This is a genomic window from Candidatus Frankia alpina (assembly GCF_902806485.1).
Lineage (GTDB): Bacteria > Actinomycetota > Actinomycetes > Frankiales > Frankiaceae > Frankia > Frankia alpina.
Genome location: NZ_CADCWT010000152.1, coordinates 1 through 12,479, shown reverse-complemented (window position 1 = coordinate 12,479; position 12,479 = coordinate 1). Strand labels below are relative to the sequence as shown.

The window sequence follows — 12,479 nt, the reverse complement described above, 5'->3', positions numbered from 1 at the left end:
CTCACACCCCGCAACAATTACCCAACCTCACAAATCGACGCCGGGAATGGCTCAATAGTACGCCTTCGACTGGTGGTTCTTGACGGTCTGCGCCTCATCGAGAACCAGACCGGCCCAGGAGGCCGCGCAATACGCCTCGGTGTCGAGCCGGAACAGCGTGTAGGACGTCACGACCACGTCGGCGGCGTCGATGATCTCGGCGAGGGTTTGGCCGCGGCGCCGCAGGGTGTCGGTGACGACGGCGACCCGCAGCGACGGCGCGAACCGGGCGGCCTCCGCGGCCCAGTTCGACACGACGCTGGTTGGTGCGACGATGAGAAACGGCGGCAGCGCCGGGTTGGCCTCCCGGGCGTGGCAGATGAGCGCGAGCGACTGCAATGTCTTGCCCAGGCCCATGTCGTCCGCGAGGATCCCGCCGAGCTGGCACTCCCACAGGAAGCTCAGCCACCGGAACCCGTCCGCCTGATACGGCCGCAGGCTGGCCTGGAGGGTCCGCGGCGGCTCCTTCGCGCCAGCGGAGTCGATGGCCAGCAGGCCGGCCACCTGCCGGCGCCAGGCCTCCGCCTGGCGGACGATCACGCCGATGCTGGTGAGCTCCTCCCACAGCCCGGCCTGGAAGCGGCTGATGCGCAGGGCCCCGCCGGGGGCGTCCTGCAGCGCCTTCGCCTCCTCGATCAGCCCGCGCAGCGTCCGCAGATCCGGGCGGTCCAGGCTGAAATAGGTGCCGTCGTCGAGCAGCAGGTGCGATTCCTGCCTGCTCAGGGCCACCAGGAGCGGCGCGAACGGGATCTCGTGCCCGTCCCAGGGTGACGGCGACACCGAGATCGAACCAGTCCCGCTCGCTCGGCACCTCGTCGGTCGAGACCTCGATCCGTAGCTGGTCTCCGACCTCGCGGTAGTCCGCGGGACGTCCACCGATCTCGACGGCGATCCCGTCGTGGGCCGTGAGGAGCGGGAGCAGCTCCGTCGCGAACCGCATCGTCTCGACACCGCTGAGCCGGACGGGCGCCGCCTGGATGCCGGCCGGCACATCCAGATCGGCCAGAATATCGGCTTCGCTGCGTCTGTCGCGATACCCGGCGTCGCTATCGTGGCCATTGCTGTCGCCGCTGCCGTGATCGTGCAATGCTGCACGCAGCCGCGTGCCCCCGACCGCGTAGTCTCACTCCCAGGTGATCTCGACGGTGTGGGCCGGCCCGAAGTCCGCCCGCGCGACCAGCGTCGGCGGCTCGATCACCGGTGGCTCGAAGGACTCGTCGCTGGAGACGATCCGGGCAACCCGCCGCAGCCCCGGGTAGAACTCGCTGACGAAGCGCGGCCGCTCGGCGGCCGGAATCCGCAGGCTCTTGTTCGCCACGGCCATCTGGATCAGTTCCGGTGGCGCGGGAGCGCTTAACCGGGCCAGCCGGATGTGCCAGTCCTCGTGACGATCCGTGGCCTGAATCTCCGCCCGGTCGATACCGACGACACCGTGATCGCCGATGAACGCGAACGGCGCCACGGCCTCGTTCGGGTCGGCCATGCGCAGCATGGGACTCACGTTGAGCGCCGTTGACGTTTCATGACGAGTCACATCAAGGCACAGCTCCGCCGAACCGTACCGCTCAATGTCGCCAAGCCGTTTGCGCCCATGCACCAACCGCACACCGGCTGCGGCGGCCTCGTCGAGCAGCGGCCACAACCGAGGGCTCGCGAAGGCGCCGAGATCGAGGTACTTGTCGTCGCCGTGGGAATAGGCGCCGTACGCTGTGTCCTCCTGTCCGGAAAGGTAGACGGCGTACATTTCCCGCAGAATCTGCACGTGCGTCGCGAGGTAGTCGTCGCGCTGGTAGTGCCCGTAGGGCGAACTCAGCTTCGACCAGGAGAGCGCGTTGACCCAGGTGGTCTTCCCGGGTTTCACCAGCCGGGCGCGCACGCTCAACGACGGCCCGCCGGGCCCGCGTTTCGACCGGCCCGCTGAGATCTCGGCGGACAGCGTCAGCTCGATGGCGAGCGGCGTCGCACTCCGCGGCTCGTCCTCGACCGACTGGTCGCCGAGTAGCGCCGACAGGGACGAGGTCCAGCCTTTCGGTGCGACGGCACTCCGGCGAGCCGGGCCGTCACCGGCGGCCCGTGTTGCCGCCGCCAGCACAAGCGCGACGGCGTGCTTGCAGTCAGCGCCCACCGGGCAGGTGCACTGGGCGTCATCGAACCACCACGGCTCCGCGGCGCCCAGGCCGGTGAAATACACGGTAGTCACATAACGCTCGCCGTGGCTTCCCGCCACCGTGCCGTAAAGCGCGTTTTTGGCCGGCCTCCACGACATCTCGGCCACGGCGCCCTGCCGGGCGTACTGCGCCCCTCGCTGAAAGGTGGTGTCACCCACGGCAGCGCGCAGCTGACTCCGGTCGACTCTCTGCAGCTCCGCGGGCAGCATGGGCAAAACGCTAGCAGGGACCCGCCTAGCAGGGACCCGCCAAGGCTATCGCCCCGCGCTGTCAGAGACCACGCTGGTCCACACCCGGCAGTGGACCGCCACCGTGTGGCACGCACCGCAACAACATGGTCGGGCTGATCGACGAGAGGGAGGCGGAGATCGCCCGCGACCTGGTCCCGGACGACCGGCAGGCGCTCGTAGATCTGCTGATCCGAGTGGCCGAGACGCCGCACCTGGATTCAGGGATCCACCCGCACCCGCGGGCACGTTCCCGCTCCACCTGCGCGGTGCCCGAGCAGTGAAGGGGCACGTCGCTCAGGGACTCGAGTAGACCTGGGCCGTGGGCGCGCACCGAGACGGTGCCCTCGCCTGGGCGGGCCCGCGTCGCCGGCCGGCGACGGGGCCGACCGGCGACGACGGATCGAGGAGGTAGACGGCAAGGTCGCCATCGTCACCGGCGCTGGCCGGGGTATCGGCCGGGCGATCGCGGAGGAGTTCGCGCTGGAGGGAGCTCGCGTCGTCGTCGTATCCCGGACCGCCAGCACCGTCAGCGAGGTGGTCAACGGCATCCACTCCCGAGGCGGTGACGCGCTGGGTCTCACCTGCGATGTCGGCGTGGCGCAGAACATCCGAGAGCTGGTCGACCGCACCGTGGCCGAGTACGGCGGCGTGGACATCCTCGTCAACAACGCCCAGAGCTTCGGCACCCGAGACCAGCCGCGTGCCTCCAGCGAGCCGACGAACCTGGAGGACGTCGACGAGGCCGAGTGGGACTGGAACTTCGAGACGGGCGTCAAGGCGACGCTCAGGGCCATGCAGGTGGTCTTCCCGTACATGAAGGCCGCGGGCGGTGGTCGGATCCTGAACTTCGGGTCCCGCCGCGGCATCATGTGCAATGCCGAGTCGGCCTCATACAATTCCAACAAGGAGGCGATCCGCGCGCTGAGCCGGACGGCGTCCAACGGCTGGGGGCAGCACGGGATCACGGTGAACGTCCTCAACCCGGTCATCCTCACCGACGCCGCCGAGGGCGTCTTCGCCGATCACCCTGGTGCGCGAGAGGCAGCCGAGGCGCAGATCCCGCTGCGACGCTGGGGCGTTCCCAGAGACTGCGCGCGGGTGGCGGTCTTCCTCGCCGGGCCCGACGGGAGCTATCTCACCGGAATGACGTTCATGGTCGAGGGCGGCCTGACGACGCTGCCCTAGCGCCCTGAGCCGGTGGCGTCCGGAACCTCCCATGCGATCCATTCGGCCTGTGTGCATGCCGTCCCGTCGAGGAAAGCGCCACGATTCTGATCGCCACCCGGTCGCCACGTGACGACCGGTCAGGCTGGTGGGACGGGGTCTGGGGAGGTGGAATCGGCGGAGACGGCCCAGGATCGCAGCAAAAGCGCGACCACCCCGAGCGCGACCAGAAACACCACCTGCGCGCCGAGGTCGCCGCCGCCCTCGGGAACGGTACCGACCAGACTGTAACTCGCCCAGGTCATGACGCCCAATACGGCGAAGAAACCGACCCGGATGGCCTTCGCGAGCCTTTTCTGGAAACGGTAAAGCAGCAGGAGCCTGCCGCGCTGGACGGCCGGAAGTTCGTCTGCGGCGTCTACCCGTGCGGATGCCTCGTTAAGCCAGCCCTGCGCGACCGCAGCCGCTTCCTGTAAGGATTCGGGTGTGGACGGCAGGAGCTGCCGTGTGGTCCACCATTCGGTTACGAAGGCCACCTGACGGGTAGCGTCTTCGAGGGCCAGCCGGCGGCGGTCCGCCCGTGACTTGCGCTGACGCCAGTCCTGGACGATCAAGGTGAGCACGCCGGCGAAGGCGGTCGCGAGGGGAACCAGGAGCGCGACGGCGACTGCCACAAAATCTTGCCCATTCATCGACGGCCCCCGTTTTCTGTCGATCCCCGGGTCAGTATCGCATTCCGACTTCGCACAGCCGACCCATCCCGCAACGGCAGCAGCGGGCGGCGAGAGCTGCCCACGTTGAGGGGCGGTATCGGAGCGCGTGACAGTACCGTGAGGCACGGCGATTGCTACTGTGGCTCCGCGTCCCCGCGGCGCTGTAGATCGTTGACCGAGGCGAAAGCCCGCACGAAGTTGGTGGTGGATGTTTTTGACAATCGCTAGGCCGACCGCCCGGACCACGCGGTACGCGGCTGCTGTAATTGTAGTGCTGCTCTCGGTCACCCTGCTCGGCGCGTGCGGCGGCTCGTCGTCGGGCGGCGTTCGCACGTCGAGCTCGGCGGGCTCCGACACCGACTCCGAGTACTCCGGTGCCTGCCCGACCTCGGGGAACACCAAGGCCTTCGCGAAGACGCGGTTCGCGCTGCATTCTGGCCTCGCCCTCGGCGCCTTCCACCGCTACGTCTACAAGCCGACGAAGAACGGCGCCTTCGCCAAGGGCGCGCCGAAGCGGACGCGGAGCTTCGCCAAGGCCGCGGTGGCCGGGGTGTTCACGGTCCACGAGCTCAAGGTGGCCAAGCGGTTCGCGCTGGCCAATCCGACGCTGTGCAACTCGGTGCAGTCGATCAGCGACAAGTTCAACAGCCTGACCGGCAAGCTGAAGAGCGGCACCGCGACGCAGGCGGACATCGACGCCGACGAGAACGCCTTCACCGCCTTCCAGCAGGACGCGTCCAGTGCAGGCTTCGGCTTCAAGGAGAAGAAAGCCACCGTTCCCGGCGCGGCCTGATCCCTCCCCGGATCATCCGCCGGGCCCGCCGTCCGGAGCTGGACGGCGACCGGCACCCACGGCCGGGTCGGCCGCGAAGTCACCCTCGCGACCGGCCCGGCCGTCGCCGTCCAGGCATCGGCACCGGCATGGCGGGTGATCAGCCCGCCCGGCCGCCGCCGAGACCGCCCGTCCGGCCGCCGCCCAGGCCGCCTGCGCCGAGGCCGCCGCCTCCGAGGCCGCCGCCCCCGAACGCACCCCCGAGGCCGCCGCCGCGACTGTTCGTGGTGCTGCCGGAGCTGGGTAGCGGGGACGACAGGTCGGCGAGCACCACCCGGTCGCCGACCTTCAGACCCGACGTGATCTGCGTCAGGGTGCTTCCGGCCGCTCCGACGCCGACAACCGTGGTCGTCGCCTTGCCGCCGCGCACCACCGCCACGGTGTGTAGCTGGCCCAGCGAACGCAGCGCCGAGCTCGGCACGGCGACAGCGTCGGCTGCCTGGGCGATCACGATGGAGACATCGGCGTCCGAACCGGAGAAGATCTGCTGGTTCGCCCGGCTGAGGGAGATCGTCACCGGATAGTTCACCGAGCTCGACGACCCCGAACCGCTGCCGCTCGAACCGCTCGACAGCGACGACGTCGGCAGCAGCCCGATGCCGACGACCTTGCCGGCCAGGGCCGTGGTCGAGCCGTCGACGACCGTCGACGCGGCCTGACCGACCCGCACCCTCGCCAGGTCGGTGCCGGTCACGGACGTCTCGACCTCATAGGAGGTCCCGGTGCCGATCACCGTGATGCCGGAGCCCGCCGACGGCGCCGAGGCGGCCTGCACCGACTCGCCGACGGTCAGGCCGACCGCCCCGACCGTGCCGGCCAGCGGGCTGACCAGAGTGGCCTGGACCAGTTCGTCCTTGGCCTGGGTCAGGGCGGCCTGTGTCGCGTCCACCATGGCCTGGTCGGCGGCGATCTGCGCGGGGGAGGCCGGCACGCTCTGGGCGCCGCCGCGCGTCGAGGACGCGGCCCCGCCGGACCGCGCCGAGCCGGACGCGCCGCCAGCGCCACCGGACCGACCCGACCGAGAGCCACCCGTGCCACACCCGTGCCACCCATGCCGTTTGTGCCACCCGCGGTTGCCGTTCCCGCGGCCTGCCGGCCGGGGGTCGTGCCCGCCGCGGTCGGTCCGCCTGCGGGCGGGGCCGTCCCGGAGTCGCCAGAGGTCGGCGAGAGGGCGATGAGGGCCTCGATCGCGTTACCGAGGGTCGCCTCGTCCTGGGTCACCACCCCCTGGTCGGTCGACACGAGCTGCTGGTCGGTGAGCACGGTGGTCAGCAGCGCTGAGCAGGCGGCCACGCTCGACGTCCCGGGCCGCGTGTCTGACCGCCGGGCGGCCTCGATCACCCGCAGTCCCGACGTGGACGAGGCCGGCGCAGCACCCACCGTGGCGGACGTGCCCGCGCTGGGAGCCTGGCCCGCGCTCGGCACGGAAGATGCCGGCGCCGAGGCGGCCGTTGCCGATGGTGCCGGCGTGGAGAATGCCGGCGCGGGGGAGCTCGGCGTCGGCGGGGCGGCTTGGGCCGGCGGTGCGCTGGAGGCCGGCGGCGCGGTGTGGGCCGGTGGGGCGGTGTGGGCCGCGTCCGCCGGAGGGGATCCGGCCGAGCCGAGGGCCGTTGCGGGCGATCCGTCCGCCGCGGAAGGCGTGGCCGTGTCGGCCGTCGACGCGCCGCTGATGTATGCCGCGCAGGTCGTCCGCTCCTGGCCGAGGTCTGTCGTGGCGACGGCGAGGTCGGTGTCGGCGGTGTGCTGCGCGGTGATCAGGGCCTTCTGTGCCTTGGTGACGGCGGCGCGCGCGGCGGCGACGCCCCCGCCGTTCCCGGACGCGGTCGAGCCCGATGCCGTCGAGCTGGACGCGGTCGAGGTGGATGGCGTCGAGCGGGTCGATGTCCGGCTGGCGGGCCGGGCGCCGCTGGTCGCGAGTGAGATCGGTTCGATTGCCGCCGGGCCGTCCGAGTAGGAGACCGTGGAGCCTGATGCCGTGCCGGATCCGACGCCGCTTTCGCTGGCCTCGTTGGAGCTCAGTTTCGCCTGGGCGGTGGCCAGCGTGGCCGCGGCCGAGTCGACGGCGGCCGACAGCGCGGCGGGGTCGAGAGCCGCCAGAGTCTGCCCGGCGTCGACATGCTCACCCGGGGTGACGGCCACACTCGCAACCGTCCCCGGGACGGGAAAGGTCACGCTCGCCTGGCTCGTGGGCGAGACGACGCCGGTCGAGTCGAGTGTCTGCGCGACGGTGGCCCGCACCGCCGTGGCGGTGCGGTAGTCCGGACCGGATGACCCGGTCGCCGCGAGTGTCGCCGAGCCGGCAGCGATGACGACCACCGCGACGACGCCGATCACGATCCAGGCGCGGGCGCCCCGCCGACCGGTCCGGGCCAGCGCCCGGCTGAATCGGTCACCCATTTGCCGTGCCGCCACCCGAGCCCTGGCCACCCGAGCCCCGGCGGCCCGAACCCTGGCCGCCGAAGCCCCGGCCGCCGAACCCGCCGGCGCATCCCTCCTTGGCGGCCGGGCGGACGCTGATGGAGGTGGCGGCCACCGCGCCGGTGTCATCGGCCTTCCCGACGGCGGTCAGGCATTCACCGACGGTCAGGGCTGCCGAGGTGGCGCTGCTCGTTTTCTCGACGATGGTCGAAGAGCCGAGGGTCACCGTCGAGGTGACGGTTGCGCCGGGCGCCGCAGAGGCCGACGCGCCGACGCCGGGTCGCTGCGGGCCCTGGACGGTGATGGTCGTGCCCGCCACCTTCGTCACCGCCCCGGTGACCGCTGCGAACCGACCGCCGTTCGGTAGGCCCTGCGCGTTCGGTCGGGCGGTCGAACGGGCAGTCGAACGGGCAGTCGAACGGGCAGTCGAACGGGCGGTCGGGCGGTCGGACGGCCGGGCACCGCCCGGGAACCCGCCGGCCCCACCGAAGCCGCGGCCGAAGCCCGCCGTGCAACTGCCGGACACCGGCTGGCTGACGGTCACGGACTGAGCGGTGAACGTGGTGCCCGGGCTGCCGCCGATCACGGTCACGCAGTCGCCGACCGCGATGGCGGAGGCGGAGGTGGTCTTGACGAACGTGGTGTTCGGCGTCCAGGTGACGGTGACCTGACCGCTGGCGGGATTCTGGACCTCGACGTTCGTCGCGGTGACCGCGGCGATGGTGCCGGTGGTGCCCGGCCGAGCTGCCTGCCCCCGCCCCTGGCCGGAGCCGGCGGCCTGGCTCGGCGCACTCGCGGCCGCGGCTGTGGCGGTGGAACCTCCCGAGCCGCCGCCGCCGCACGCGCTGACGGCGGCGCTCATCGCGAGCGCGACGCCGAGGATCGGCCCCGCGGCCAGGGCGCGGCGGCGTCGGCGAGGCTCGCCTGGTCGAACCGGGTCGACCGGATTGGCAGTGGTCAACTGATCGTCTCCTGATCGACGGGCCGGGTTTTCACACCCGGGCTGGGACGAGGCACTCGGAAGCGGCCGGCGTCAATCACTGCGCAGGGCCTCGATCGGCGCGAGCCGGGCCGCCCGGGTCGCGGGATACACGCCGAACACCACCCCGATCGCGACTGCGATGACGATGGAACCGACGGTGGCGGTCGGGGAGATCGAGATCGGATCGGAGATCAGGCTCGGCAGGATGGCGGCCCCGGCGAGGCCGAGGGCGGTGCCGAGCAGGCCACCGGCGAGACCCAGCACGGACGCCTCGACGAGGAACTGCCGCCGGATCACCCGCGGTGATGCGCCGAGCGCCTTGCGCAGGCCGATCTCGCGGATCCGTTCGGTCACCGAGACGAGCATGATGTTCATGACGCCGATGCCCCCGACCAGCAGGGAGATCCCGGCGACGCCGGCGAGCAGCACCGTCAGGGTCCGGTCGACCGACGTCGCGGTGGACAGGATCGACTGCTGGCTGGTGATGGAGAAGTCGGCCGCGGTCGGCGTCGTGATCCGGTGCCGGGCCAGCAGCTCGTAGTCGGCCTCCCGGTAGGCGGCGGACAGGGTGTGGCCGGAGGTCGCCTCCAGGTAGATGTTCTGGACGGAGTCCCGGCTCGCGCCGCCGGTGATCCGGTCGGCGGCGGTGGTGATCGGCACGATGGCCTGGCCGTCCTCGTTGGTGCTGGCGGACGAGCCGGCGGCGGTCAGCGTGCCGATGACCGTCATCGGCACCCCCGAGACGGTGACGGACTGCCCGACCGGGTCGCGCGCGCCGAAAAGTTCCTCGGCGGTGGTCGCGGCCAGCACCGTGACGGCCGCGTGGTCGGCGACGTCCTCGCCGCTGATGAACCTTCCGGTGCCGATCGCGCGGGCGCGTACCGACAGCCAGCCGGGCATGGTGCCGACGACGGAGGCCGTCCACGAGGAGCTGCCCGCGGTCAGCGCCGCGGACCGGGACGTCGTCGGGGCGACCGCCCGGATGTCGGGGGCGACGACGTGCGAGGTCAGGGCGTCGGCGTCGGCGCGGGTCAGGGTCGACGCGCTGCCGAAGCCGCCGCGTACCCCGTTCGTCGTCGTGCTGCCCGGCGCGACGATCAGCAGGTTGCTGCCGAGCGCGTTGATCTGGCCCCGCACCTTGTCCTGAGCCCCCTCGCCGAGCCAGACGGTGAGGATGACCGCGGCGACGCCGATGAGGATGCCGAGCATCGTGAGCCCGGACCGCAGGCGGTGCGAGCGGACTGCTTCGAGCCCGGTCCGAATGATCTCCGCCCAGCTCACGTGCGCACCGTTCGCAGCGCCGCGGCCGGACCCGAATCCGCCGTGACCACGCCGTCACGAACCTGCAGGACGCGGTCTGCCGCGGCGGCGACCTCGGCCTCGTGGGTGATCAGGACGATCGTGCGGCCGACGTCGTGCAGGCGGCGGAACAGGCCCAGAACATCCGCGGTGGACGCCGAGTCGAGGTTGCCCGTCGGCCCGTCGGTGAGGATCAACGACGGGTTGGTGACCAGCGCCCGGGCCACCGCTACCCGCTGCTGCTGGCCGTCGGACAGTTCCGCCGGGCGGTGCTCGACCCGGTCGGCGAGCCCCACGTCGGCCAGGGCGTCGATGGCCCGCTGCCGGCGTTGTGCCCGCGGACCCCCGGCGTAGCAGAGGGGAAGCTCCACGTTGCGCCAGGCCGTCATCGAGGGGAGCAGGTTGAACTGCTGGAACACGAACCCGATCCGCCGGTTGCGCACCTCGGCGAGCTGGTCCTCCGACATGCCGCCGACATCCTCGCCGGCCAGCCGGTACAGGCCAGACGTCGGGACGTCGAGGCAGCCGAGAATGTGCATCAGTGTCGACTTCCCGGACCCGGATGGGCCCGTGATCGCCACATATTCACCTTCCTCGATGGACAGACCGACCCCGCGCAGGGCTGCCACCTTGAACAGCCCCGACCGATAGGTCTTGCGGACGTCCGTCAGCTCGATGACCGTGGCACTCGCCCCAGCCCCGGCCTCGTTCGGCGTGGAGTCGTTCGGCGTGGGTTCGGTGGATGTGGAGTCGGTCGGTGTCATCCCGCAGGCCGTCCGCCGAAGCCGGTGCCCCCGCCGAACCCACCGCCGCGGAACCCGCTGCCACCTCCGCCGCCCCCTGCGCCGAACCCGCCGCCGGCGCCGCCCGTCCGGGCTCGGGTGGTCGAGCCGCCGGCGACCGCCACGACGACCTGGTCACCGGCCACGAGACCGGAGGTGATCTGGGTCTGCGCCCCCGAGGTGACGCCGGTGGTGACGGTCGTGGAAACCTGATGGCCACCGTGCATCTGGTAGACGACGGTCCGCGACCCCGAGGTGTGCAACGCCTGGCTGGGGACGGTGAGGACGTCGGAAAGCTGCCGGACGATGATCGAGATGTCGGCGCCGGCACCGGGATGCAACCCGCTCGGGGCGCCGGTGATGTTGATCGTCACCGGGTAGCTGGCAACGCCGGAGGTGCTGGTCGCGATGAGGCCGATCGTGGCCACGGTGCCGTAGATCGTCGCCGAGCCGCCTGCGCCCGACAGACCCGTGCCGGCGCCGCTCGAGGCGCCCGTGCGCGCGGCGACGGTCGTCGAACCGGCCGTGCCGGTCGGGGTGATGACGGCCTGGTCGCCAGTCTTGAGCTGGCCGACCGCCGTGTCATCGACCGTCGCGTTGACGAGGTAGGAGTCCGTGCCGACCATGACGAGCTGGGCGCCGGACGCCGAGGACGCCGAGGACGACGCGCCCGAGCCGGTCCCACCGCCGTTCCCACCCAGGCCGCCGGAGCCGGAGCCGCCGGTCGTGCTGGCGGACCCGCCGGCGAGCCGCTGGCCGACGGTGAGGTTGACCGCGGCGACGGTCCCGGCGATCGGCGACGTCATTGCGCTTGCAGCGAGCTCACGCTGCGCGGTGGCCGCCGCGTCCTGCGCCGAGGTAAGCGTGGTTTCGTCGGCCGTCAACTGCGTGCCCGTCACCCCCGCCGTCTGGTCGGAGGTGACCTTCGCCTGGGCGTTCGCCACCGTCGCCTTCGCCTGGGCGGCGGCGGTGGCGAGAGCCGCCGAGTCGATGGTGGCCAGGGTCTGCCCGGCCTGGACCTTGTCGCCGACGGCGACCTTGACCGCGGTGACCTCGCCGTACACGGCGAAGGAGAGGTTGGCCTGCTGGGTCGGTTCGACGGTGCCGGTCGCGCTCACGGTCTGGCGGATCTGCCCGACGCCCGCCGCGACGAGCCTGGCCGAGACCGACGTGTCCGAATCACCGCTCAGGGCCCAACCGAGCAGCCCGCCACCGACGGCGGCGACGACCACGACGGCAATCAGGACGACCCGCGTGCGGCCCCTGGGAACCCGTGTGTGGTGTCCGGCGGATGGCGGCCGGCGGGAAGCCCGACGGGTTTTGCGAAGCAGCAGTTCCGGCTGCTCGGCGATCTGCTGCGCCGCCGTTTCGTCTGCCGACAAGGAGCGTCTCCTCCAGGATGACCCGCGATCCGGGGGAAGTCGCCGGAAGGCATGCAGAGGTCCAATTTTCGTTGTCTTGTTGGGTTGCCAGCGGGTTGCGGCCGCGAGTCTCGCTGGGGCCGGTCCGTACTCTGACGGAAGATCCTAAAGGTTCGCTGGTGGGATCCTGTGGAAACTCTTAGCGAATCATTGGTTTTTGGGTCGTGGCTGCACTGAACGGCGGAGCTGTGAATAACCTGTGAGTTTTGGCGTCGGCTGCGCAGATTCCTGACTATCGGCGTCTCCGGTCCGCTTCCCGAGCCCCGTCTCCCGGCCGTGTCGGCCGTGTCCGATCAGCCCACGATCGCGGCGTCCGCCGGCGGCGTCCGATGGACCGAAGCCCGCGCCGCCAGGCCGCCGGGCGGCCAGCGGCTAGCCCGAGTTTCCATCGATCTTGGTCTCTTCCAAGCCTTTTCGTAGGTGAGAGAAAA

Annotated in this window: 13 protein-coding genes; 5 read left to right on the top strand and 8 right to left on the bottom strand. The window is 71.3% G+C overall.

Going from position 1 to position 12,479, the window contains the following annotated elements; genetic code table 11:
* Positions 1-51 precede the first annotated feature (51 nt).
* Together G6R25_RS27460 and G6R25_RS27455 are read right to left on the bottom strand one after the other, a co-directional pair.
* On the bottom strand, positions 52-819 hold the full coding sequence (locus G6R25_RS27460; protein WP_235948675.1) for an SNF2-related protein: 768 nt from the start codon (positions 817-819) through the stop codon (positions 52-54).
* A 343-nt stretch (positions 820-1,162) separates the two neighbouring features.
* A complete protein-coding gene (locus G6R25_RS27455) occupies positions 1,163-2,416 on the bottom strand; it encodes an SWIM zinc finger family protein (RefSeq protein WP_235948672.1) in 1,254 nt (417 codons plus the stop codon).
* Positions 2,417-2,541: 125 nt separating this feature from the next.
* Between G6R25_RS27455 and G6R25_RS15880 the strand changes: the two genes are divergently transcribed.
* On the top strand, positions 2,542-2,718 hold the full coding sequence (locus G6R25_RS15880) for a hypothetical protein (RefSeq protein ID WP_161982963.1): 177 nt from the start codon (positions 2,542-2,544) through the stop codon (positions 2,716-2,718).
* A gap of 67 nt (positions 2,719-2,785) precedes the next feature.
* Complete coding sequence (locus tag G6R25_RS15875; protein ID WP_336501644.1) at positions 2,786-3,622, top strand: SDR family NAD(P)-dependent oxidoreductase; 837 nt, start codon at positions 2,786-2,788, stop codon at positions 3,620-3,622.
* 119 nt (positions 3,623-3,741) lie between these two features.
* On the opposite strand, the gene G6R25_RS15870 is transcribed toward G6R25_RS15875, so the two are convergent.
* Positions 3,742-4,275, bottom strand: a complete 534-nt coding sequence (locus G6R25_RS15870) for a hypothetical protein (RefSeq protein ID WP_235948669.1) — start codon at positions 4,273-4,275, stop codon at positions 3,742-3,744.
* A 310-nt stretch (positions 4,276-4,585) separates the two neighbouring features.
* Here G6R25_RS15870 and G6R25_RS15865 point away from each other — a divergent pair, with 310 nt between their 5' ends.
* Positions 4,586-5,107 (top strand): hypothetical protein, encoded by a 522-nt coding sequence (locus G6R25_RS15865; RefSeq protein WP_136447674.1) that lies wholly within the window; start codon positions 4,586-4,588, stop codon positions 5,105-5,107.
* A gap of 139 nt (positions 5,108-5,246) precedes the next feature.
* Here G6R25_RS15865 and G6R25_RS15860 read toward each other — a convergent pair whose 3' ends face one another.
* Positions 5,247-6,077, bottom strand: a complete 831-nt coding sequence (locus tag G6R25_RS15860) for an efflux RND transporter periplasmic adaptor subunit (RefSeq protein ID WP_268904158.1) — start codon at positions 6,075-6,077, stop codon at positions 5,247-5,249.
* A gap of 243 nt (positions 6,078-6,320) precedes the next feature.
* Here G6R25_RS15860 and G6R25_RS27450 point away from each other — a divergent pair, with 243 nt between their 5' ends.
* Both G6R25_RS27450 and G6R25_RS31670 read left to right on the top strand, forming a co-directional pair.
* Positions 6,321-7,100 carry a hypothetical protein gene (locus G6R25_RS27450; protein WP_235948665.1) on the top strand — a complete coding sequence of 260 codons (780 nt, stop codon included), beginning with the start codon at positions 6,321-6,323 and terminating at the stop codon, positions 7,098-7,100.
* Positions 7,101-7,106: 6 nt separating this feature from the next.
* Positions 7,107-7,403, top strand: coding sequence for a hypothetical protein (locus G6R25_RS31670; RefSeq protein ID WP_235948662.1), 297 nt, complete (start codon positions 7,107-7,109; stop codon positions 7,401-7,403).
* Between the two features lie 132 nt (positions 7,404-7,535).
* Here G6R25_RS31670 and G6R25_RS15850 read toward each other — a convergent pair whose 3' ends face one another.
* From G6R25_RS15850 to G6R25_RS15835, 4 genes are all read right to left on the bottom strand, one after another.
* The gene (locus G6R25_RS15850; protein WP_163553581.1) at positions 7,536-8,525 is read right to left on the bottom strand and encodes a DUF5666 domain-containing protein; all 990 of its coding nucleotides are present in this window, start codon (positions 8,523-8,525) and stop codon (positions 7,536-7,538) included.
* 72 nt (positions 8,526-8,597) lie between these two features.
* Positions 8,598-9,827: an ABC transporter permease gene (locus G6R25_RS15845; protein ID WP_163553579.1), complete on the bottom strand. Its 1,230-nt coding sequence runs from the start codon at positions 9,825-9,827 to the stop codon at positions 8,598-8,600.
* The gene (locus G6R25_RS15840) at positions 9,824-10,609 is read right to left on the bottom strand and encodes an ABC transporter ATP-binding protein (protein WP_235948659.1); all 786 of its coding nucleotides are present in this window, start codon (positions 10,607-10,609) and stop codon (positions 9,824-9,826) included. Before G6R25_RS15840 ends, G6R25_RS15845 begins: the two co-directional genes overlap by 4 nt.
* Positions 10,606-12,009, bottom strand: coding sequence for an efflux RND transporter periplasmic adaptor subunit (locus G6R25_RS15835; RefSeq protein WP_163553577.1), 1,404 nt, complete (start codon positions 12,007-12,009; stop codon positions 10,606-10,608). The genes G6R25_RS15840 and G6R25_RS15835 overlap by 4 nt, the downstream gene beginning before the upstream one ends.
* Positions 12,010-12,479: the final 470 nt, after the last annotated feature.

Coding starts and splice junctions, on each gene's coding strand:
- G6R25_RS27455 (WP_235948672.1), bottom strand. CDS start 2,416: ATGCTGCCCGCGGAGCTGCAGAGAGTCGACCGGAGTCAGCTGCGCGCT.
- G6R25_RS15880 (WP_161982963.1), top strand. CDS start 2,542: ATGGTCGGGCTGATCGACGAGAGGGAGGCGGAGATCGCCCGCGACCTG.
- G6R25_RS27450 (WP_235948665.1), top strand. CDS start 6,321: ATGAGGGCCTCGATCGCGTTACCGAGGGTCGCCTCGTCCTGGGTCACC.
- G6R25_RS15840 (WP_235948659.1), bottom strand. CDS start 10,609: ATGACACCGACCGACTCCACATCCACCGAACCCACGCCGAACGACTCC.